The sequence below is a fragment of the Klebsiella sp. HMSC25G12 genome, assembly GCF_001807705.1.
In the GTDB taxonomy this organism is placed as follows: Bacteria; Pseudomonadota; Gammaproteobacteria; order Enterobacterales; family Enterobacteriaceae; genus Klebsiella; species Klebsiella variicola.
Genome location: NZ_KV789837.1, coordinates 12,381 through 33,003, shown reverse-complemented (window position 1 = coordinate 33,003; position 20,623 = coordinate 12,381). Strand labels below are relative to the sequence as shown.

Sequence of the window (20,623 nt, the reverse complement as noted above, 5' to 3'; positions counted from 1 at the left end):
CACGAATGCGTAATATCGACATTATCCGCGAAGTGACCAGCGCCGCCGCTGGTAAATGGCCTTATGTGCTGGCTGGCCTGTCTATCGACGTTCCTGATTCATCGCGCCGTCATGCCCCCTGCCCTGCATGTGGTGGGAAAGACCGTTTCAGATTCGACGACAACGGGCGCGGTAGCTTTATCTGCAACCAGTGCGGCGCGGGCGATGGCTTAGACCTGATTAAGAAGGTGAACAACTGCGACACCACGGAGGCGGCGCACCTTGCCGCTGATGTGCTGGGTATTGATTACCGGGAGACGGAAACAGACAGGAAAGCAGCCAGCCAGAGAAGGGGGCAACTGGAAGCAGACCGCCAGCAGCGCGAGCAGGAGCGCCAGAAACAGGCCGCAGAGGACGCAGAGCAGCGAAGGGCTACGTTTGCCCGTCTGTATGCCGGAATGCGCATGAGAGCCATACAGGGCGAAGCTGAGTACCTGCAATCAAAAGGGCTGACCGGGTTTAAATACCCGCTTATGCCCGATGGTTCGTTATTGCTGGAGCTGGTGGATGAATCCGGCGCAGTGGCAGCAGCGCAGACCATTACACCGCATGGAGAAAAGCGACTTCTGACGGGTTCGGCAAAGCGCGGGGCATATCACGCCGTAAACGCGCCAGAATCGCCGCAGAGCGTTTTAATTGCCGAGGGGCTGGCGACGGCCCTTTCAGTTCACCTGATGCGCCCGGACGCGCTGGCAGTGGCAGCAATTGACGCGGGCAACCTGCTACCCGTTGCCGAAGTGATGCGCTGGAAGTATCCACAGGCACAAATAATCATCGCCGCAGACAACGACCACCACCAAAACGGAGAAGCCAATACAGGCAGGGAGGCCGCAGAGAAAGCCGCCTTATCCGTGGCTGGCTGGGTGGCACTGCCACCGACAGACTACAAAGCCGACTGGAACGACCACCACCAGCAAAACGGGCTGGAAGCCGCCACAGCCGCATTTAGTGATTCGCTGTATCAGATTCAAGGGGGAGCCGTGAAACCACGATTGCAGGCCATTGAGGGCGGTAAAACTGACCATCCAGAGAAAGACCCACTAAAACCCCACATTGAGAGCCGAAAAGATGGCGTTTTCTGGGTAACGCCGAAGGTGGACAAGGAAAGCGGGGAGATCATCAACGCTGAAAGCTGGTTATGTTCACCGTTGGAGGTTATCGGCACGGGACGCGACGACAAAGATCAGTATCTTATTATCTCATGGCTGGCATTCGGTGCAGGCATACCGACAACAGCGGCTATCCCGCTGGCTGATATTGGCGAGCGTGAAGGTTGGCGCACCCTGAAAGCTGGTGGCGTCAACGTCACCACGAAAAACAGCTTACGGGCGATTCTTGCCGACTGGCTACAGCGGAGCGGCTCGCGTGAATTGTGGCGCGTTGCTCATGCTACAGGCTGGCAGTGCGGGGCATACATCATGCCGGACGGGGAAATCATAGGCACACCTGAGCGGCCTGTTTTGTTCAGCGGGCGCAGTTCAGCCGCTGCCGGGTATACCGTAGCAGGAACGTCGGAAAGCTGGCGCAACAGTGTTGCGCGGCTGGCATACGGCAACTATGCGATGATGGCAGGCGTCGCCGCAGCACTGGCAGCGCCATTAATCGGGGTGGCAGATCGTGACGGATTCGGGATTCATTTTTATGAACAATCGAGCGCCGGGAAAACAACCACGCAGAACGTGGCGAGCAGTCTTTACGGCAACCCTGATGCCTTGCGCCTGACGTGGTACGGGACGGCGCTGGGGCTGATAAACGAGGCCGCCGCCCACAATGACGGGCTGATGCCGCTGGATGAAGTCGGACAGGGCGCAGACCCGATAAGCGTTTCTCAGTCTGCCTATGCCCTGTTTAACGGCGTGGGGAAATTGCAGGGAGCAAAGGAAGGAGGCAACCGGGATCTAAAACGCTGGCGCACCGTGGCAATCAGCACCGGGGAAATGGATTTAGAAACGTTTATTGCCACCGCAGGACGCAAGACAAAAGCGGGGCAACTGGTGCGCCTGCTGAATATCCCGTTAAGTAAGGCGGTGCGCTTTCATGAACACCAGACAGGGAAAGAACACGCCGACGCGCTGAAAGATGCTTACCAGCACCATCATGGCGCTGCCGGGCGGGAGTGGATCAGATGGCTGGCAGACCACCAGCAACAGGCGATTGATGCCGTTCGTGAGTGCGAAGCCCGATGGCGCAGTCTAATCCCTGCCGACTATGGGGAACAGGTTCACCGTGTAGGGGCAAGGTTTGCCATTCTGGAGGCCGCTTTACTGCTGGGTGGCGTGGTTACTGGCTGGGATGCTCAAACGTGCCGGGATGCGATACAGCACACCTATAACGCATGGCTAAAAGAGTTCGGCACAGGGAACAAAGAGCACCAGCAGATCATTGAGCAGGCGGAGGCGTTTTTAAATGCCTATGGGCTGAGTCGATTCGCGCCGCTGCCTTACGACCCCGCCAGCCTGCCGATTCATAATCTGGCCGGATACAGACAGCGCGGGAACCATGATGATTCCCCGATAACGTTTTACACGTTCCCCGATACTTTCGATAAAGATATCGCTAGGGGGTTCAACAGGCAGCAGGTTGCCCGCGTCCTGAAAGAATCGGGGATGCTCACACCGTCAACAGACGGCAAAAAATTTCAGAGGAAAAGCCCGCGCATTCTGGGGAGACAGATTAACGTTTACGTCCTGCAATTCCTGCCGGATGGGGAGGAAAGCCAGCCAGAGAAATAACTTTTCTCACATGCGAGTTTTTTTTGGTGGTTCAGGTGGTTCAGGTGGTTCAGTAAGTAGTAAGTATTGATATATAAGGTTTTTTAGTAAGAAAGTGAACCACCACTGAACCACCAAACGGGCATTTTGAACCACCAGAGAGAAACGACTTTTTTCACTGGCTGGCAGTGAACCACCAAGCAGGGCGACTGAACCACCAGAGAAATTTAAAAGGTGGTTCAGCAAAACCCAGATCTGGCGCGGCCTTGAGGGGTACTGAACCACTGAACCACCTGAACCACCAACTTTTTTGTTTATATACAAAAAAATCTGGCGAAGGTGTCCCACAATAAGGCGGTGCCGGGTAATCTTCATTAGCAAAACTAATAATTCGAGGTATTCGCAAAATGACAGCACAGATATCAGCATACGGGCGGCTGGTGGCAGATCCCCAGACCAGAACGACGAACAGCGGCAGCAGCATGACAATGGGGCGTTTAGCGGTGGCACTGCCCTGCCATGCAGCAGAGGGCGGAGAGGTTACTTTCTGGCTGGGCGTGGTGGCATTCGGCAAACAGGCCGACGCACTGGCAGGACACGTTAAAGGCGATTTAGTCAGTGTTGCCGGAGCGATGCAGGTCAATCAGTGGACGGGCAAGGATGGCGGTACACAGCAAGGTTATCAGGTAGTGGCCGACAGCGTGATCAGCGCCAGAACGGTACGCCCCGGCGGGAAGCGGGCCGAGTCAGTCAAAGCAAGCGAAGCCAGCAGGGGCCACGCAACACAACCCGCGCCGGGATGGGAGCTATATAACACCCCTGATGATTTTGACCAGCGCCCGCCGTTTGATGATGAAGATCCATTCTGAGGGATATAAACATGGTAAACGACAGTAAAGCCGAGGATCTGGAAGCAAAAGGGCTGTACCGACGCGCCGCCGCGCGATGGATGGAAGTCATGCTGTTATGCACCGAGGACGAAGGTCGGGAATGGATAAAGCGCCGCCGTGAAACGTGTCTGGAGAACGTGAAGCGACCGCCCGTGAAGGCTGAGGACTTTGGCGACCTGCATAAAGCTGTTACCGAAACGCAGCACCGCATGGGGATAGCGCAACCGAACGGTAACGCCTTTCGGTTAAACGGCGGCAAGAGGCAACGGTAGACCACCAGCGGGGCGATGGTTTGCAGTCAGGTACACACCCAAACGGCGGAAAATTTAGTACTGTTTAGTACATATTTTAAACCCTAGCAGCGCCAGACCCGCGCCAGTAGCGGGCTGGAAGCCAAATCGTGATTCAGGACGTCCTAAATATCTGGTTCGTTCCACTGGTACGCAGTGCGCAGCCAGGTGCGCAGCAAAACTGCGTATTCAACGTGCGTACTACCTGACGAATGCTAACGGTGGCATTGCGTACAGAAATTGCGAATTCGCAGTAATTTGTAAGCGCGAATTGCGAATTCGCAAAATGGTGGAGAGGCTTGATATTTCTGGCTTGGGCGCTATCCGTTCGCAGTAGATGGCGGAAGTTAGATATACAGTTTTATTAAGGTATTGTTAGGGCTTGTTAAGGTTTTTTCGCACAAAAATGCGCACAGTGAGCCGTTAAATGAAAAAAAATAGCCAACAATCAAGATCGGGATGGGGTGGCAAGCGGAAAGGCGCAGGCGCACCATTGGGCAATACTAATGCCGTCAAACATGGCGAACGCAGTCGGCGGGCATTCTTCCCATTTGAGGGGGGAGAGGCGCTTTCTCCGCTGGTGCGAAATCGTGCAAGAAACCTCATGCTGGCTGAGAGATACGGGCTATTACTGGCGAATTATCCGACGCCGGGAACAGAAGAATGGCGCGAGATGATTTTGATTAACGGACTCATGGGGCTACATGCCGACAGAATCGCACGGCTTGAGCTGAGATTAGCGAGATCCGTTTCAATGCAAGCAAGGCGGGATCTGCGAAGGGTTAAAAAAAGCGGCGCACGTTAGCAATCCGTATAGTCACCGATGTTGAAATACTGGACTGTACTGGACAGACTCAAAGCCCATGTGAGGCGAGACCCGCGCCAGATAAGGGCTTGAATCCAGTACGCAGATTAACCCGTCATATTTTTTTTATCTATTCCGCCCTGCCCCGTTCGACTCAGCCAACCCGCTCGCATTCCCCATCAATCGCTTTATCAGCGCCGCCATTATCGCGCACAACGGCACACTGTCCGGGTAAACCGTAGCGCACGACCGTTGCGCTAGTCTCACCGCCGCTTTTTATCTGCCGGGATTCATACACTGTCACCCGCTCAAGCAACCCACCAGCAACCATGCTTTCAAGAGTTCGCCGAGTGGATTCGAGCGGGTGGCGCTTATCGAACGACCCCATGCCGTGAAGCAGGTACGCCACGCCCGACACATCGAACGGCGGCGCACCAATCTCACCCGTCACCCATTCGAGGTTATCCGGCTCAAAGTAGCTGAGTATCTCTTTTTTGCGGCTGGTCATTCTCATGGCTGGCTGATTCCTTATTGTGGGATAGAGGTATCATACAATAAGGCGCAAAAGATAAGAGGCCAGAACAGCAAGCATGAGAGCATAAAATGAGCAGCCAAAGGCAGCACCTCAAAATACCGTGTACACAAGGGTGTACCCACTGAGAAAACGCATTACAAGAAACCCAGCAATCACGGGCATTTGAAGCCGATACTCAATAAACAGATACAATATCGAGTAACGCTTTCTCACCCATCCAGGCACTACCGTATAAAAGGTCATGATCAATCATGGCCTTTTTATTTATCTCTCCCGCCGGCTGACGATAAGAATCTACGTATAAAAATAGTCGTCCAGTTTTCGGTTGTGGCAAATGAGCCCAACGCGGCACAGTCTGGGGACACACCACCGCGGGAGAAAAGAATGAACTTCAACGCGCTTCACCAGCAAAACCAACCGTTGTTGCTTGCCAACGCCTGGGATGCCAGCAGCGCTCAGGCCGCTCAGCAGGCCGGTTATCAGGCGCTGGGCTCCTCCAGCGCTGCTATCGCCGCAATGTTAGGGTATGAAGATGGCGAAGAGATGAGTTTTGACGAGCTGTTATATATCGTCTCACGCATCAAAGCTGTTAGCGAACTGCCGTTAAGCGTCGATTTAGAGGCGGGCTACAGCGCCACAACCAGCCACATCATTGACAATATCCAGCGTCTGGCGCATCTCGGCGTGAGCGGAATAAACCTCGAGGATAGTCATGTGGTGAATAATACGCGTCGTCTTGACGATGCCGTGGTCTTTGCCGCCAAAATCCAGGAAATCACCCACGCTTGTCCCGATATGTTTGTTAATGTCCGCACCGATACCTTTCTTCTCAACGTACCAAATGCACTGGATGAGACGCTCTATCGCGGTCAGTTATACGCTAACCATGGCGGATGCGGTTTTTTTGTGCCTTGCGTCACCCGCGCGGAAGATATTACCGCCATTGTCCGCCACGTGCCTTTACCCTTAAACGTAATGTGCATGCCTGAGCTGGCGGACTTCAGTACCTTATCGGCACTGGGCGTAAAACGAATTTCGATGGGCAATTTTATTCATGCTGCCACACAGGCCAGACTGAAAGACTTATTATGTCAGGTGCAAGCTAACTACTCTTTCTCGGGTGTTTTTTGACCATGAAAATTACCGACAGCATCCAGTGCGATATCTGGTATCAGGCGCTGCTTGAACGCGCTGTGGAGTTTACCGGCGTCTTTTTCGTTGGCGTGAAAACCACCGGCGTATTTTGTATCTCGGTCTGTCGGGCGCGAAAACCCAGGCGGGAAAACGTCGAATTCTATAATGACGTTAAATCCGCGCTGGATGCCGGGTTCCGGCCATGCAAAGTCTGTCGCCCGACGGAGAATGCCCGGACAGCCCCCGCCTTTGTTGAGCAAGCGCTCCGCCTGCTGCGAGAAGACCCGAAGGTTCGCCTCAGTGATAGCGAACTACGTCAGCACGATATTAGCCCGGAACGCGTTCGCCGCTGGTTCCTGCAAAACCACGGGATCACCTTTCAGGCTTTTCAACGGATGCAGCGCGTTAATATGGCGCTTCAGGAGCTGAAAGCAGGCCGATCAACCACCGATGTCGCTTTCGATAGCGGCTATGAGTCCTTAAGCGGTTTCGGCTATACCTGCAAAAAATTGACCGGTTCCGCACCCAGCGCGCAACGCCAGGTTGTTTTAATTCATCGTCTTACCACCCCGTTAGGGCCAATGTTTGTTTGTGCAACGCAGCGGGGGATTTGTCTGCTGGAGTTTGTCGACAGACGAGCGCTGGAGACAGAATTCAGCGACCTGCAGCGACGGTTCGACGCCAGCATCATCGCTGGTGAAAACGCCCACACCCGGCAGGCGCAACAGGAAATAACGGAGTATTTTGCCGGGCGGCGTCAATCGTTCGAGGTGGCGCTTGATACCCCAGGCAGCGAATTCCAGCGAGCGGTCTGGCGCCATTTACAGTACGTTAGCTTCGGTGAGACGACGCATTATCAATCGATTGCGATGGATATAGGTAAACCAACGGCCACGCGCGCGGTGGCTGCAGCAAACGGCGCTAACCGCGTCGCGATTATCATCCCCTGCCATCGAATTATCGGCAAAGATGGTTCGATGACCGGTTACGGCGGCGGCGTTGCACGTAAAAAATGGCTTATTAACCATGAGGCAACCATCAGGGAAAAATGCGGCTGATTTTACTTCCCGGATGAAGGGCCCCTCCCTGTTCACTTTCACTGCGGCTCGGTAAACCTATTTTTTGTCCAGCGCCCGGCAGGTTAAAAACGCCCCTGCCGCGCACAGCAGCGCCGGAGCCAGATAGCTGTGATCCATGTGGGTGAACTCCATCACCAGCACCACCGCAGTCAGCGGCATCTGCATGGAGGCGGCGAGAAACGCGGCCGCCCCCACCAGAGCGAAGCTGCTTTTATCTCCACCAGGGAAGCCGAGCTGCCAGAGCGCGCAGAGCAGCAGACTGACCAGTCCGCCTACCGCCAGCCCCGGGGTTAACAATCCACCCTCCGCGCCGCCGCGCAGCACCGCCAGGATCACCACCATCTTCAACACTAACAGGATAGCGACCATAGAGAGAGGCAGCCCGTCGCTGAGCGCCAGCTGCATTGGTCCCTTGCCGTTGCCCGGAAGTTCCGGGAAATAAAGGCTCAGGATGGCAAGAAGGGAAAACCCCAGCAGACAGAACACCGGCATCTGCCAGTTACTTCGGACGCGTGAACGCGCTGCGCTGGTCGCTTTACGAAAGAGCCAGGCGCCGGTGCCAAGAATCGGGCCCGCCAGAATCGCCCACCAGAGAAAGGAATGCGGAAGCGTGCTGGAAACAAAATGGTATTGCGATTCATCCCCTAACCCCAGGGTAGCCGTCCACGCGGCAATCGCCGAGGTCATTATCGCCGCCAGCGTTTTTTCCCAGCTAAACGACAGCAGCATGACCTCAAGGCTGAACAACGCCCCTGCCAGCGGGACGTTATAGACCGCCGCCAGACCGGCGCCCGCCCCACAGGCGATCAGCGTGCGAGTTTCATCTTCCAGCAGGCCCAGCTTACGCGCCACCATCCCCGCCCCCAGCGCGCCCATTTCCCGGGGCGCCACTTCGCGGCCAAGCGGGGAACCCAGCGCTACGGTGACGATCTGCAGCAGGGCGTGGATCGTCGTGGTGCCTGCTGGCATGGGTACGGAAGGGTTGGCCACCGCCGCCGCAATGGAAACCCGCTTCTGCCCATAGCGACCAAGCAGCCGCCAGCCAAATCCGGCGACGCCACCGCCGGCCACGATTGCCGCGATGCGGCGTGGCCAGGATGACTCCGTGACGCCCTGTAAAAATGACACCGAACCGACGATCTGCCCGGCACTGTAGCCAAAAGCCAGGTGCTGTATCGCGTGTAAAATCAGCGCCAGCACCATGCCGGCCAGGCCAGCCAGAATCCCGGTTAATACCACGGCTATCAGGCGGGTCAGATTGTTTTTATTCCCGGCGGCGACGCTCATTTTCTCAGGCCTTGAAAAGGAAAAATAAAAGAATAAAGGACGAGACTTAAACATTGCGTAATCATAGTGTTTTCGATAGTGATACCCGTCGCTTCACTTAGCATTATTTTTTCTAATCAATAAAAATACCTAAAAAATCAATAAACCTTTAAATCGAGCCATCACAGATACTACTTCCATTAATTTTTCCTGGCGTAAATGATTCGCTTTAGAAAATCTCAATCGTGATCCTGCGCACAAATCGTTAACCTGCCCGCCATTATCTGGGGGGATCTATGCTGCTTCATGTTCTGTATTTAATCGGTATCACCGCGGAAGCCATGACCGGCGCGCTGGCTGCCGGGCGCCGGCGGATGGACACGTTTGGCGTCATCATTATCGCCACCGCGACCGCGCTGGGCGGGGGTTCCGTTCGCGATATCCTGCTGGGACATTATCCTCTCGGCTGGGTGAAACATCCGGAATATGTCATTATTGTCGCTGTCGCCGCCGTCCTCACCACCATTGCCGCTCCAGTGATGCCTCACCTTCGCCGGCTGTTTCTGGTGCTGGACGCGCTGGGGCTGATCGTGTTTTCCATCATCGGCGCGCAGATCGCCCTGGATATGGGCGAAGGTCCGATCATCGCCTCTATCGCCGCGGTCATCACCGGCGTTTTTGGCGGCGTACTGCGCGATATGTTCTGCAAACGCATTCCGCTGGTCTTCCAGAAAGAGCTCTATGCCGGGATCTCGTTTGCCGCAGCCGTACTCTATATTGCCCTGCAACATTACGTCAGCAGCCACGATGTGGTGGTGCTGGCTACGCTGCTGTTCGGCTTTACCGCCCGCATGCTGGCACTGCGCTGGAAACTGGGGCTACCGGTCTTCCACTACACCCATGATAGCCACTAACCGCCTCAAAATCCGGGGATGCGCTGACCACTGAGCCATTGCGCCAGCGCCACCACATCCGGATGGTGCAGGAAGGCCACCAGCTGGCGGGCTCTGATCTCCCCCACGCCCGGCAGCGCGCGCCATTGCGCCTCACTTTTTGCCGCCAGCAGATGCCAGTTCTCACTTTCGAGCTGCGCCAGCGCCCCCTGAGGCACCGGGAGCCCCATCGCCAGCACCCAGCGGATAAAAGGCCGTTTGCGAACGAGATCAAATTGATGCCAGAGGTGCTGCCCGCGGGCGGCGGAGATCCCTGGCACCGCCTGCAGCTGCTCCACCGTAAGCGCCAGCCAGGAAAAAATATGCGTCATCGGGTTTTGCTGCTGAATGGCGCGCCATAAATGTTCCCCCACGCCATCGACATCCAGCGCGGACTTTGATGACAGCCAGATCAGCCGGGAAAGAAACTGTTCGCTGCACTCAGGGGTGGCGAAATAGCAGGTTAGCGCATTGAATTTCGCCGCCGGCGGCGTCGGTTTATGGCGCTCGGCCGTCCGCCAGACGACGGCGTCGATCCGAGGAATCCCCTGCCCTGCCAGACTGATCTGCAGCTGATCGCCAACCCCAATATCCAGCGCCTGCCAGCGGGCCACAGAGCCAACATTAACCCGCTGCACGCGTTTATCATCCAGCCGCTGGGGCTCAAGCTGGGCCACGACGTTGAGCCTGCCGCTGCGGCCAGTGCTGAAATGGATCGCCCGTACCTCCATCACTTGCGAGGCCGGAGGATACTTCCAGGCCGCCAGCCACTCTCCCTTTCCGGGAGACCAGGCACGTCCCGGCGGTTCGCGCCCTTCGCGCACAATCACGCCATCGCTGACGAAGGGAAGCGGCGAGCGATACCAGCGCTGGCGCCACTGCGCCACCTGTTCGACGCGCGTCACCGGGTGGGTATATTGCCCGCTGTACTTAAACCCCGCCTGCGTCAGCAGCTGCTGTCGACGGCGCATATCCGACGGGCCGTCTGGCCAGGCCCAGATAAAAACGTCCAGTTGACTGAGCGCCGCCGCCGCGTCGGCTCGCATCATCAACCCGGCGACTTTCGCCCGCGCGTTCATCCCCCCAGCCTGCTGCTGAACATGGCCGTCCCGGCGCAGAAACAGCTCCCCCTGCAGCACGCTGTTGGCCAGTTCACCGGTCGTCACTTTCGCCAGCGCCGGGATCTGCCGCGCTCGGGCGGTCCATGCCTCACCGCGCAGACCATCGCCGCGGCTAATGGCCTGAACCAAACTCCCCTGGCGATAGACCAGGGTCACCGCCACGCCGTCCACTTTAGGCTGTATCCACAGGTCGGTTTTATTTTTAATCCAGTGGGCCACGCTGACCTCATCCGCCAGCTTGCGCACGCCGGTATGGGCCACCGGATGACGCGCATCGCCGGTGGGCGGAGGCAGATCGTCATCTTCAGGCGTCGCGCCCGGAAAGCATTGTCGCCACTGCGTCAGGCGCAGGGTGAGCTGGTCGTAAACCTCATCGCTCACTTCGCTGGCGCCTTGTCGCCAGTAGTCCTCTTTCCAGGCGACAATTTGCTGATGAAGGCGTGAAATCTCCTGCCTTCCTCTGGCCGGCGGCCAGTCCGGACACGTCGCCAGCGCGCTGGCAGAGAACATCCCTAGCGCCAGCCACCACCCTCCTTTACGCATTGCAGTCCCTCCTTCATCACCTGGCGGAGAGTCTGCTGTAGAACACCGCGAGCCGCGACGGGTACTTTTTCGCCTTGCGAAGCGTCTTCCAGGATTTACGCTTCATTGCAGCAACGGCTAGCGAATTCAGGAAAACGGCAGGCAAAATGAAAGAAACAGCGGCAAAAAGTGTGACAATGACTGCGTCACGCCGCGGCGACGTGTATAATAGGCTCGTATGTAGGACCTCTTTCGATAACCACATACAAAAGACACTCATGGCTCAAGGCACGCTTTATATTGTTTCCGCCCCTAGCGGCGCGGGTAAATCCAGCCTGATTCAGGCTTTATTAAAAACCCAACCGTTGTATGACACCCAGGTATCGGTCTCCCATACCACGCGGGCGCCGCGTCCGGGTGAAGTGCACGGCGAACACTATTTCTTCGTGAATCACGACGAATTCCGCTCGATGATTGGCGAAAACGCGTTTCTGGAACATGCAGAGGTCTTTGGCAACTATTACGGCACGTCGCGTAAAGCGATCGAGCAGGTGCTGGCGACTGGCGTCGATGTCTTCCTCGATATCGACTGGCAAGGTGCGCAGCAGATCCGTAAAAGCATGCCCGGCGCACGCAGCATTTTTATTCTGCCGCCGTCAAAAGATGAACTGGACCGTCGCCTGCGCGGCCGCGGCCAGGACAGCGAAGAGGTGATCGCGAAACGGATGGCCCAGGCCGTTGCGGAAATGAGCCATTACGCGGAATATGATTACCTGATTGTGAACGATGATTTTGACACCGCCCTGAGCGACCTGAAAAATATCATCCGCGCTGAACGTCTGCGCATGAGCCGCCAAAAGCAGCGACATGGCGCTTTAATCACCAAACTATTGGCAGACTGAACCCACATTCAGTATCATGCCCAGTCATTTCTTCACCTGTGGAGCATTTTAAGTATGGCACGCGTAACTGTTCAGGACGCTGTAGAGAAAATTGGTAACCGTTTTGACCTGGTACTGGTCGCCGCGCGTCGCGCTCGTCAGATGCAGGTAGGCGGAAAGGATCCGCTGGTACCGGAAGAAAACGATAAAACCACCGTTATCGCACTGCGCGAAATCGAAGAAGGTCTGATCAACAACCAGATCCTCGACGTACGTGAGCGCCAGGAACAGCAAGAGCAGGAAGCCGCTGAATTACAAGCCGTTACCGCGATTGCTGAAGGTCGTCGTTAATCACACAGCGGGTCGCCCTTGTATCTGTTTGAAAGCCTGAATCAGCTGATTCAAAACTACCTGCCGGAAGATCAAATCAAGCGCCTTCGGCAGGCGTATCTCGTTGCACGTGACGCTCACGAGGGTCAGACACGTTCAAGCGGTGAACCCTATATCACGCACCCGGTCGCGGTAGCCTGCATTCTGGCCGAGATGAAGCTCGACTATGAAACGCTGATGGCCGCGCTGCTGCATGATGTGATTGAAGATACCCCCGCCACCTACCAGGACATGGAACAGCTTTTTGGTAAAAGCGTTGCCGAACTGGTAGAGGGGGTGTCGAAACTTGATAAACTCAAGTTTCGCGATAAGAAAGAGGCGCAGGCCGAAAACTTTCGCAAAATGATCATGGCGATGGTGCAGGACATCCGCGTCATCCTCATCAAGCTTGCCGACCGCACCCACAACATGCGTACTCTGGGCTCGTTACGCCCGGATAAACGCCGCCGCATCGCCCGCGAAACGCTGGAAATTTACAGCCCGCTGGCGCACCGTTTAGGTATCCATCACATCAAGACCGAGCTCGAAGAGCTGGGCTTTGAAGCGCTGTACCCTAACCGCTACCGCGTCATTAAAGAGGTGGTCAAAGCGGCGCGCGGCAACCGTAAAGAGATGATCCAAAAAATCCTCTCCGAAATCGAAGGACGGTTGCAGGAAGCGGGGATCCCCTGCCGCGTCAGCGGTCGCGAAAAGCATCTGTACTCCATCTACTGCAAAATGGTGCTTAAAGAGCAGCGTTTTCACTCGATCATGGATATCTACGCCTTCCGCGTTATCGTCCATGATGCCGATATCTGCTATCGCGTGCTCGGCCAGATGCACAGCCTCTACAAACCGCGTCCAGGTCGTTTCAAAGATTACATCGCCATTCCGAAAGCGAACGGCTATCAGTCTTTGCATACCTCGATGATCGGCCCCCACGGCGTCCCGGTCGAGGTACAAATTCGTACCGAAGACATGGACCAGATGGCGGAGATGGGGGTTGCGGCGCACTGGGCTTATAAAGAGCACGGCGGCGAAAGCAGCACCACCGCGCAAATCCGCGCTCAGCGCTGGATGCAAAGCCTGCTGGAGCTGCAGCAGAGCGCCGGCAGCTCGTTTGAATTTATCGAGAGCGTAAAATCCGATCTGTTCCCGGATGAGATTTACGTTTTCACCCCGGAAGGTCGCATTGTCGAACTGCCCGCTGGCGCCACGCCGGTGGACTTCGCCTACGCGGTGCATACCGATATCGGCCATGCCTGCGTTGGCGCGCGCGTCGATCGCCAGCCTTATCCGCTGTCGCAGCCGCTCTCCAGCGGCCAGACTGTCGAAATTATCACCGCGCCGGGCGCACGCCCGAATGCCGCCTGGCTGAACTTTGTCGTCAGCTCGAAAGCGCGCGCCAAGATCCGTCAGCTGCTGAAAAACCTTAAGCGCGACGATTCGGTCAGCCTTGGCCGTCGTCTGCTCAATCACGCGCTGGGCGGAAGCCGCAAACTCGCCGAGATCCCGCCGGAGAATATCCAGCGCGAACTTGATCGCATGAAGCTGGCCACGCTTGACGATCTGCTGGCGGAAATCGGTCTGGGCAACGCCATGAGCGTCGTGGTGGCGAAAAACCTGCAGCAGGGCGAAGCCGCTGCGGCGCCGGTACCGGCTAACGCGTCGAACCACGGCCATCTGCCGATCAAAGGCGCCGATGGCGTGTTGATCACCTTCGCCAAGTGCTGTCGCCCGATCCCAGGTGACCCGATTATCGCCCACGTCAGCCCGGGTAAAGGGCTGGTTATCCACCATGAATCCTGTCGTAACATTCGCGGCTACCAGAAAGAGCCGGAGAAATTTATGGCAGTTGAGTGGGATAAAGAGACCGCTCAGGAGTTCATCACCGAAATCAAGGTGGACATGTTTAACCACCAGGGCGCGCTGGCTAACCTGACGGCGGCGATCAACACCGCGTCTTCCAATATCCAGAGCCTGAATACGGAAGAGAAAGATGGCCGCGTATACAGCGCCTTTATCCGCCTGACCGCGCGTGACCGCGTGCATCTGGCGAATATCATGCGCAAAATCCGCGTCATGCCGGACGTGATTAAAGTCACCCGTAACCGAAACTAGCTTTATGAACTCAAAGCGCTACGAGCGTATCTGCGAGATGCTCGCCAGGCGTCAGCCTGACCTGACGGTCTGCATGGAGCAGGTCCATAAGCCTCATAACGTCTCTGCGGTCATTCGGACCGCAGATGCCGTTGGCGTACACGAAGTGCATGCCGTCTGGCCAAGCAGTCGGATGCGTACCATGGCCTCCGCCGCCGCGGGCAGCAACAGCTGGGTGCAGGTGAAAACCCACCGCACCATCGCAGATGCCGTCGGCCACCTGAAAGGCCAGGGTATGCAAATCCTCGCCACTCACCTTTCCGACAAAGCCATCGATTTTCGTGAAATCGACTATACGCGTCCAACCTGCATCCTGATGGGCCAGGAGAAAACCGGCATCACCCAGGAAGCGCTGGCGCTGGCCGATCAGGACATCATTATCCCGATGATCGGCATGGTGCAGTCGCTGAACGTCTCCGTCGCCTCGGCGCTGATCCTTTACGAGGCGCAGCGCCAGCGGCAGAACGCCGGGATGTACCAACGCGCCAACAGCATGCTGCCGCCGGAAGAGCAGCAGCGCCTGCTGTTCGAAGGCGGTTATCCGGTGCTGGCCCGCGTCGCCCGACAAAAAGGTCTGCCTTACCCCCACGTCAACGAGCAGGGCGAAGTGGAAGCCGATGACGCATGGTGGGCTACCATGCAGGCAACGAGGTAAACCTGATGTCAGGCCGCCTGCTCGATGCCGTTCCGCTCAGCTCACTCACCGGTGTGGGCGCTGCGCAAAGCAATAAACTGGCGAAGATCGGCCTGCATACGGTTCAGGACCTGCTGCTGCACCTGCCGCTGCGTTACGAAGATCGCACCCATCTTTACCCGATAGCCGAGCTGCTTCCCGGGGTTTATGCCACCGTGGAAGGCGAAGTGCTCAACAGCAATATCACCTTCGGCGGCCGGCGGATGATGACCTGCCAGATCAGCGACGGCACCGGCATCCTCACCATGCGCTTTTTCAACTTTAACGCGGCGATGAAAAACAGCCTCGCGACTGGTCGTCGGGTGCTGGCCTACGGTGAAGCCAAACGCGGGAAGTACGGCGCCGAGATGATCCACCCGGAATACCGCGTCCAGGGCGATATGAGCACCCCAGAACTGCAGGAAACGTTAACTCCGGTCTATCCGACCACCGAAGGCATCAAGCAGGCGACCCTGCGCAAGCTCACCGATCAGGCGCTTGAGCTCCTGGAAACCTGCGCGATTAGCGAACTCCTGCCACCGGAGCTGGCGCAGGGGATGATGAGCCTGCCGGAAGCGCTGCGTACGCTGCACCGTCCGCCTCCCTCCTTGCAACTTAGCGAGCTGGAAAGCGGCAAGCACCCGGCGCAGCAGCGTCTGATTCTGGAAGAGCTGCTGGCGCATAACCTCAGCATGCTGGCGCTGCGGGCAGGCGCCCAGCGCTATCACGCCCTGCCGCTCGGCGCCAACGATACCCTGAAAAACCAGCTGCTGGCCTCCCTGCCCTTTAAGCCCACCGGCGCGCAGGCGCGGGTTACCGCCGAGATCGAACACGATATGGCGCTGGACGTGCCGATGATGCGCCTGGTGCAGGGCGATGTTGGCTCCGGTAAAACGCTGGTCGCCGCGCTGGCCGCCGTGCGCGCTATCGCCCACGGCAAACAGGTGGCGCTGATGGCGCCCACCGAACTACTTGCCGAACAGCACGCCAATAACTTCCGCAGCTGGTTTGAACCGCTGGGCATAGAAGTCGGCTGGCTGGCGGGCAAACAGAAAGGCAAAGCCCGTCAGGCGCAGCAGGAGGCTATCGCCAGCGGCGAAGTGCAGATGATTGTCGGCACTCACGCCATCTTCCAGGAGCAGGTGCAGTTTAACGGCCTGGCGCTGGTGATTATCGACGAACAGCACCGCTTCGGCGTGCATCAGCGGCTGGCGCTGTGGGAAAAAGGTCAGCAGCAGGGGTTCCACCCGCATCAGCTGATCATGACCGCCACGCCTATCCCCCGCACCCTGGCGATGACCGCCTACGCCGATCTGGACACCTCGATTATCGACGAGCTGCCGCCGGGCCGAACCCCGGTGACTACCGTCGCCATCCCGGACACCCGGCGCAGCGATATTATCGACCGCGTACGCAACGCCTGCACCCACGAAGGGCGCCAGGCCTATTGGGTTTGTACGCTAATTGAAGAGTCCGATCTGCTGGAAGCCCAGGCGGCGGAAGCGACCTGGGAAGAGCTCAAACTGGCGCTGCCGGAACTGAATATCGGCCTCGTCCACGGGCGGATGAAACCGGCCGAGAAGCAGGCGGTAATGCAGGCCTTCAAGCAGGGCGAGATGCATCTGCTGGTGGCCACCACGGTGATTGAAGTCGGTGTTGACGTGCCTAACTCAAGCCTGATGATTATCGAAAACCCGGAACGTCTGGGTCTGGCGCAGCTGCACCAGCTCAGAGGGCGCGTCGGGCGCGGCGCGGTCGCTTCCCACTGCGTGCTACTCTATAAATCGCCGCTCTCCAAAACGGCTCAGAAACGCCTGCAGGTCCTGCGCGACAGCAACGACGGTTTCGTCATCGCCCAGAAAGACCTCGAAATCCGCGGTCCCGGCGAGCTGCTCGGCACCCGCCAGACTGGCAACGCCGAATTTAAAGTGGCTGACTTGCTGCGCGATCAGGCGATGATCCCCGACGTTCAACGCATTGCTCGCCATATTCATGAACGCTATCCGCTGCAGGCCCAGGCGCTTATCGAGCGCTGGATGCCGGAAACCGAACGCTATTCCAACGCGTAGCGCGCGCTTTTGCCGCGCTGCGGGCAATTTTTCTACACAACGAGTGGATTATGAAACGAGAACTGGCCATCGAATTTTCGCGTGTCACCGAAGCCGCCGCGCTGGCGGGCTATAAATGGCTGGGCCGCGGCGATAAGAATACCGCCGACGGCGCAGCGGTTAACGCCATGCGCATTATGCTTAACCTCGTCAATATCGACGGCACCATCGTCATCGGTGAGGGCGAAATCGATGAAGCGCCGATGCTCTATATCGGCGAAAAAGTGGGTACCGGCAAGGGCGATGCGGTAGATATCGCTGTCGATCCCATCGAAGGCACCCGCATGACGGCGATGGGCCAGGCCAACGCCCTGGCGGTGATGGCGGTCGGCGATAAGGGCTGCTTCCTCAACGCGCCGGATATGTATATGGAAAAGCTGATCGTCGGCCCGGGTGCTAAAGGCGCTATCGATCTCAATCTGCCGCTGGAAGAGAACCTGCACAATATCGCCCGCGCCCTGAAAAAACCGCTGGGCGAGCTGACCGTCACCGTGCTGGCGAAACCGCGCCACGACGCGGTCATTGCCCAGCTGCAGCAGCTGGGCGTGCGTGTATTCGCGATTCCCGATGGCGACGTCGCGGCCTCTATTCTCACCTGCATGCCGGATAGCGAAGTCGACGTACTGTACGGCATCGGCGGCGCGCCGGAAGGGGTGGTTTCCGCCGCGGTGATCCGCGCCCTCGACGGTGATATGCAGGGGCGTCTGCTGGCTCGCCACCACGTGAAGGGCGATAACGAAGAGAACCGCCGCATCGGTGAAAACGAGCTGGCGCGCTGCAAAACCATGGGCATTGAAGCAGGCAAAGTGCTGCGTCTGGATGAAATGGCGCGCAGCGATAACGTCGTCTTCTCCGCCACCGGGATCACCAAAGGCGATCTGCTGGACGGCATCACCCGCAAGGGCAACATGGCCACCACCGAGACGCTACTGATCCGCGGCAAGTCTCGCACTATCCGTCGTATTCAGTCGATTCATTACCTCGACCGTAAAGATCCGGACATCCAGCAGCACATCCTGTAATACCGCTTTTTCTCTCCCAGGCAACCGTCCGCAGGCGGTTGCCCTGTTCTTCGTTTATATTTGATCAATAGAGCTTTCTTGTGCCTTCGGGGTGGAAATCTTACTCGTCTGGACCGAAGATAAGGCATCGCTTGGCAACAGGAGAAGACGATGGCGGACTGGGTTAGCGGCAAAGTGACAAAAGTGGAGTACTGGACGGATGCCTTGTTCAGTTTATACGTGCGGGCGCCTGTTCATCCGTTTACCGCCGGGCAGTTTACCAAGCTCGGACTGGAAATCGACGGAGAACGCGTGCAGCGCGCCTACTCCTACGTCAATGCCCCCGGCAATCCCGATCTCGAGTTCTATCTGGTCACCGTCCCGGAAGGCAAGCTGAGCCCGCGTCTGGCGGCGCTGAAGCCGGGCGATGAAGTCCTGGTGGTGAGTGAAGCGGCAGGTTTCTTCGTCCTCGAGGAGGTACCGGATTGCGATACCCTGTGGATGCTGGCGACCGGCACTGCCCTCGGGCCGTACCTGTCAATTTTGCAGGAAGGCAAAGATCTTGAACGCTTTAACAACCTGGTGCTGGTCCACGCCGTCCGCTACGCCGCGGACCTGAGCTATCTGCCTCTGATGCGCGAGCTTGAGCAGCGCTACGCCGGTAAATTACGCATCCAGACGGTGGTCAGCCGCGAAACCGTGGAAGGCTCGCTGACCGGCCGGGTGCCGTTCCTGATTGAAACCGGCGCGCTGGAAGAGGCGGTTGGCCTGCCGATGACCACCGACACCAGCCATGTGATGCTGTGCGGCAACCCGCAAATGGTGCGCGATACCCAACAGCTGTTAAAAGAGACCCGGCAGATGACCAAACATCTGCGTCGCCGGCCAGGCCACATGACGGCTGAGCACTACTGGTAATCAGGCGTCCGCTTTCCAGCGCACGTCCTGGGTCTCCTTGCCGAACTTATTCTCGCCCTGGGTGCCGACAAACGCCCCCAGGTCGATCAACATCATGACGATAATCAACGTCGGCACAAAGCGCCCGACGCCCCACTGCCAGACCTGCGGCAGCATCGCCCAGTTCCCCGCCAGCAGCATCCACGCCAGAATCATCAGCAGCGCCCACAGTCCGGATTTGCCGCGATCGTGCAGCCGCTTGACCACCACCGCCGCCGTCGGCCACAGCAGGCAGACGATAATAAACGCCGCCGTCTGCAGGTTGAGAAGATTGCTGCCTGCCAGGGTAAACAGGGCGCTCATGGTCACCAGCCAAATGGCAATCCAGATCCAGAAATCGCGGCGGCCAATGCGCCCTTTAATTGAGAATAACCACTGCTGTAGGGTCATGCGTTTTTCCTTATCATCATCGTCTGCGTAGTTTACCCTGGCGTCGTGACTTTTTGACAAGCGCCGCGCTTCCCGATTTAATCGTCAGCAGGCAAAAAAAGGAACGACGGGCATGAAGAAGTGGACAATCTTGTGTTTAAGTGGGCTGATGGGCCTGACCGTCGGCCCGCACGCGTTGTCCGCAGAAAGCGAATCGGCGACTGCGGCGCCCTATCTGCTCTCTGGCGCCCCGAGTTTTGACCTGTCGATCAGCCAGTTCCGGGAAAAATTTAACGCCGATAACCCGAAGCTGCCCCTGAACGAATTCCGTTCCATCGCCACCAGCCGGGATCAGGCTAATCTGACCCGCGCCGCCAGCAAAATTAATGAAAATCTCTATGCCTCGACCGCGCTGGAGCGCGGCACGCTGAAGATCAAATCCATGCAGATCACCTGGCTGCCGATCCAGGGGCCGGAGCAAAAGGCGGCGAAAGCCAAAGCGCTGGAGTATATGAGTGCCATGATCCGCGCCTTCGTGCCCACCCTTAGCCCGGCGCAGAGCCAGCAAAAACTGCAGAAACTGCTGACCGCCGGCAAGGGCAAACGCTACTTTGCCGACACCGAGGGCGCCGTGCGCTATGTGGTGGCAGATCATGGCGAAAAGGGTCTGACCTTCGCTATTGAACCGATTAAGCTGGCGTTATCTGAAACGCTGGAAGGCAACAATAAATGACAAAAAGCAAAGCCTTTCCAGTGACGAGTCTCTATACTGTTTCACAGA

General features: G+C 57.5%; 20 protein-coding genes. 15 read left to right on the top strand and 5 right to left on the bottom strand.

Features of this window, described 5'->3' with window-relative positions; all coding sequences use genetic code 11:
• The first annotated feature begins 5 nt into the window (after positions 1–5).
• Positions 6–2,771 carry a TOPRIM and DUF927 domain-containing protein gene (locus HMPREF3096_RS06215; protein WP_070544343.1) on the top strand — a complete coding sequence of 922 codons (2,766 nt, stop codon included), beginning with the start codon at positions 6–8 and terminating at the stop codon, positions 2,769–2,771.
• Between the two features lie 6 nt (positions 2,772–2,777).
• On the opposite strand, the gene HMPREF3096_RS30390 is transcribed toward HMPREF3096_RS06215, so the two are convergent.
• Positions 2,778–3,179, bottom strand: a complete 402-nt coding sequence (locus HMPREF3096_RS30390; RefSeq protein ID WP_137910596.1) for a hypothetical protein — start codon at positions 3,177–3,179, stop codon at positions 2,778–2,780.
• On the opposite strand from HMPREF3096_RS30390, the gene HMPREF3096_RS06210 reads away from it, so the two are divergent.
• The 3 genes from HMPREF3096_RS06210 to HMPREF3096_RS28840 all read left to right on the top strand — a co-directional run bounded on the left by HMPREF3096_RS06210 (position 3,158) and on the right by HMPREF3096_RS28840 (position 4,735).
• Positions 3,158–3,619, top strand: coding sequence for a single-stranded DNA-binding protein (locus HMPREF3096_RS06210; protein WP_070544341.1), 462 nt, complete (start codon positions 3,158–3,160; stop codon positions 3,617–3,619). The genes HMPREF3096_RS30390 and HMPREF3096_RS06210 overlap by 22 nt on opposite strands.
• An 11-nt stretch (positions 3,620–3,630) precedes the next feature.
• Positions 3,631–3,912: a PerC family transcriptional regulator gene (locus HMPREF3096_RS06205; RefSeq protein WP_070544339.1), complete on the top strand. Its 282-nt coding sequence runs from the start codon at positions 3,631–3,633 to the stop codon at positions 3,910–3,912.
• A gap of 445 nt (positions 3,913–4,357) precedes the next feature.
• Positions 4,358–4,735 carry a hypothetical protein gene (locus tag HMPREF3096_RS28840; RefSeq protein ID WP_071844610.1) on the top strand — a complete coding sequence of 126 codons (378 nt, stop codon included), beginning with the start codon at positions 4,358–4,360 and terminating at the stop codon, positions 4,733–4,735.
• Between the two features lie 154 nt (positions 4,736–4,889).
• Here the strand turns inward: HMPREF3096_RS28840 and HMPREF3096_RS06200 are convergent, their stop codons facing one another.
• Positions 4,890–5,249, bottom strand: a complete 360-nt coding sequence (locus HMPREF3096_RS06200; RefSeq protein WP_046653135.1) for a hypothetical protein — start codon at positions 5,247–5,249, stop codon at positions 4,890–4,892.
• A gap of 405 nt (positions 5,250–5,654) precedes the next feature.
• Between HMPREF3096_RS06200 and HMPREF3096_RS06195 the strand changes: the two genes are divergently transcribed.
• Both HMPREF3096_RS06195 and HMPREF3096_RS06190 read left to right on the top strand, forming a co-directional pair.
• Positions 5,655–6,401, top strand: a complete 747-nt coding sequence (locus HMPREF3096_RS06195; RefSeq protein WP_012967053.1) for an isocitrate lyase/PEP mutase family protein — start codon at positions 5,655–5,657, stop codon at positions 6,399–6,401.
• 2 nt (positions 6,402–6,403) lie between these two features.
• Positions 6,404–7,462 carry a bifunctional transcriptional activator/DNA repair enzyme AdaA gene (locus tag HMPREF3096_RS06190; protein WP_032731490.1) on the top strand — a complete coding sequence of 353 codons (1,059 nt, stop codon included), beginning with the start codon at positions 6,404–6,406 and terminating at the stop codon, positions 7,460–7,462.
• Positions 7,463–7,519: 57 nt separating this feature from the next.
• Here HMPREF3096_RS06190 and HMPREF3096_RS06185 read toward each other — a convergent pair whose 3' ends face one another.
• Positions 7,520–8,770, bottom strand: a complete 1,251-nt coding sequence (locus HMPREF3096_RS06185) for a chloride channel protein (RefSeq protein WP_023340834.1) — start codon at positions 8,768–8,770, stop codon at positions 7,520–7,522.
• A gap of 275 nt (positions 8,771–9,045) precedes the next feature.
• Between HMPREF3096_RS06185 and HMPREF3096_RS06180 the strand changes: the two genes are divergently transcribed.
• Positions 9,046–9,663, top strand: a complete 618-nt coding sequence (locus HMPREF3096_RS06180) for a trimeric intracellular cation channel family protein (RefSeq protein WP_012540300.1) — start codon at positions 9,046–9,048, stop codon at positions 9,661–9,663.
• A gap of 5 nt (positions 9,664–9,668) precedes the next feature.
• Here HMPREF3096_RS06180 and ligB read toward each other — a convergent pair whose 3' ends face one another.
• Positions 9,669–11,345, bottom strand: a complete 1,677-nt coding sequence (gene ligB / locus HMPREF3096_RS06175) for an NAD-dependent DNA ligase LigB (RefSeq protein ID WP_032731492.1) — start codon at positions 11,343–11,345, stop codon at positions 9,669–9,671.
• Positions 11,346–11,602: 257 nt separating this feature from the next.
• Here ligB and gmk point away from each other — a divergent pair, with 257 nt between their 5' ends.
• The 7 genes from gmk (at position 11,603) to fpr (ending at position 19,434) form a co-directional block, all read left to right on the top strand.
• Positions 11,603–12,226, top strand: a complete 624-nt coding sequence (gene gmk / locus HMPREF3096_RS06165; protein ID WP_002922664.1) for a guanylate kinase — start codon at positions 11,603–11,605, stop codon at positions 12,224–12,226.
• Between the two features lie 54 nt (positions 12,227–12,280).
• Entirely contained in the window at positions 12,281–12,556 is a 276-nt protein-coding gene (gene rpoZ, locus HMPREF3096_RS06160; RefSeq protein ID WP_000135058.1) for a DNA-directed RNA polymerase subunit omega, read from the top strand.
• Between the two features lie 18 nt (positions 12,557–12,574).
• Positions 12,575–14,695: a bifunctional GTP diphosphokinase/guanosine-3',5'-bis pyrophosphate 3'-pyrophosphohydrolase gene (spoT, locus tag HMPREF3096_RS06155; protein ID WP_032731497.1), complete on the top strand. Its 2,121-nt coding sequence runs from the start codon at positions 12,575–12,577 to the stop codon at positions 14,693–14,695.
• Between the two features lie 4 nt (positions 14,696–14,699).
• Positions 14,700–15,389, top strand: coding sequence for a tRNA (guanosine(18)-2'-O)-methyltransferase TrmH (gene trmH, locus HMPREF3096_RS06150; RefSeq protein ID WP_008806817.1), 690 nt, complete (start codon positions 14,700–14,702; stop codon positions 15,387–15,389).
• A gap of 5 nt (positions 15,390–15,394) precedes the next feature.
• Complete coding sequence (recG, locus tag HMPREF3096_RS06145) at positions 15,395–17,476, top strand: ATP-dependent DNA helicase RecG (protein ID WP_032731568.1); 2,082 nt, start codon at positions 15,395–15,397, stop codon at positions 17,474–17,476.
• Between the two features lie 50 nt (positions 17,477–17,526).
• A complete protein-coding gene (glpX, locus tag HMPREF3096_RS06140) occupies positions 17,527–18,537 on the top strand; it encodes a class II fructose-bisphosphatase (RefSeq protein ID WP_022064595.1) in 1,011 nt (336 codons plus the stop codon).
• A gap of 150 nt (positions 18,538–18,687) precedes the next feature.
• Positions 18,688–19,434 (top strand): ferredoxin--NADP(+) reductase, encoded by a 747-nt coding sequence (gene fpr / locus HMPREF3096_RS06135; RefSeq protein ID WP_004173895.1) that lies wholly within the window; start codon positions 18,688–18,690, stop codon positions 19,432–19,434.
• Here fpr and HMPREF3096_RS06130 read toward each other — a convergent pair whose 3' ends face one another.
• Complete coding sequence (locus HMPREF3096_RS06130; protein WP_004173894.1) at positions 19,435–19,863, bottom strand: DUF805 domain-containing protein; 429 nt, start codon at positions 19,861–19,863, stop codon at positions 19,435–19,437.
• A 112-nt stretch (positions 19,864–19,975) separates the two neighbouring features.
• On the opposite strand from HMPREF3096_RS06130, the gene HMPREF3096_RS06125 reads away from it, so the two are divergent.
• Positions 19,976–20,575 (top strand): YiiQ family protein, encoded by a 600-nt coding sequence (locus tag HMPREF3096_RS06125; protein WP_008806815.1) that lies wholly within the window; start codon positions 19,976–19,978, stop codon positions 20,573–20,575.
• The last annotated feature ends 48 nt before the right edge of the window (positions 20,576–20,623 follow it).

Excerpts from the sequence above, each read along its gene's own strand:
- HMPREF3096_RS06185 (WP_023340834.1), bottom strand. The coding sequence starts at position 8,770 with ATGAGCGTCGCCGCCGGGAATAAAAACAATCTGACCCGCCTGATAGCC.
- HMPREF3096_RS06205 (WP_070544339.1), top strand. The coding sequence starts at position 3,631 with ATGGTAAACGACAGTAAAGCCGAGGATCTGGAAGCAAAAGGGCTGTAC.
- recG (WP_032731568.1), top strand. The coding sequence starts at position 15,395 with ATGTCAGGCCGCCTGCTCGATGCCGTTCCGCTCAGCTCACTCACCGGT.
- rpoZ (WP_000135058.1), top strand. The coding sequence starts at position 12,281 with ATGGCACGCGTAACTGTTCAGGACGCTGTAGAGAAAATTGGTAACCGT.
- HMPREF3096_RS06130 (WP_004173894.1), bottom strand. The coding sequence starts at position 19,863 with ATGACCCTACAGCAGTGGTTATTCTCAATTAAAGGGCGCATTGGCCGC.
- fpr (WP_004173895.1), top strand. The coding sequence starts at position 18,688 with ATGGCGGACTGGGTTAGCGGCAAAGTGACAAAAGTGGAGTACTGGACG.
- trmH (WP_008806817.1), top strand. The coding sequence starts at position 14,700 with ATGAACTCAAAGCGCTACGAGCGTATCTGCGAGATGCTCGCCAGGCGT.
- gmk (WP_002922664.1), top strand. The coding sequence starts at position 11,603 with ATGGCTCAAGGCACGCTTTATATTGTTTCCGCCCCTAGCGGCGCGGGT.
- HMPREF3096_RS06195 (WP_012967053.1), top strand. The coding sequence starts at position 5,655 with ATGAACTTCAACGCGCTTCACCAGCAAAACCAACCGTTGTTGCTTGCC.
- HMPREF3096_RS30390 (WP_137910596.1), bottom strand. The coding sequence starts at position 3,179 with ATGCTGATATCTGTGCTGTCATTTTGCGAATACCTCGAATTATTAGTT.
- HMPREF3096_RS06210 (WP_070544341.1), top strand. The coding sequence starts at position 3,158 with ATGACAGCACAGATATCAGCATACGGGCGGCTGGTGGCAGATCCCCAG.
- HMPREF3096_RS06215 (WP_070544343.1), top strand. The coding sequence starts at position 6 with ATGCGTAATATCGACATTATCCGCGAAGTGACCAGCGCCGCCGCTGGT.
- HMPREF3096_RS06190 (WP_032731490.1), top strand. The coding sequence starts at position 6,404 with ATGAAAATTACCGACAGCATCCAGTGCGATATCTGGTATCAGGCGCTG.
- HMPREF3096_RS06180 (WP_012540300.1), top strand. The coding sequence starts at position 9,046 with ATGCTGCTTCATGTTCTGTATTTAATCGGTATCACCGCGGAAGCCATG.
- HMPREF3096_RS06200 (WP_046653135.1), bottom strand. The coding sequence starts at position 5,249 with ATGAGAATGACCAGCCGCAAAAAAGAGATACTCAGCTACTTTGAGCCG.
- glpX (WP_022064595.1), top strand. The coding sequence starts at position 17,527 with ATGAAACGAGAACTGGCCATCGAATTTTCGCGTGTCACCGAAGCCGCC.
- ligB (WP_032731492.1), bottom strand. The coding sequence starts at position 11,345 with ATGCGTAAAGGAGGGTGGTGGCTGGCGCTAGGGATGTTCTCTGCCAGC.
- HMPREF3096_RS28840 (WP_071844610.1), top strand. The coding sequence starts at position 4,358 with ATGAAAAAAAATAGCCAACAATCAAGATCGGGATGGGGTGGCAAGCGG.
- HMPREF3096_RS06125 (WP_008806815.1), top strand. The coding sequence starts at position 19,976 with ATGAAGAAGTGGACAATCTTGTGTTTAAGTGGGCTGATGGGCCTGACC.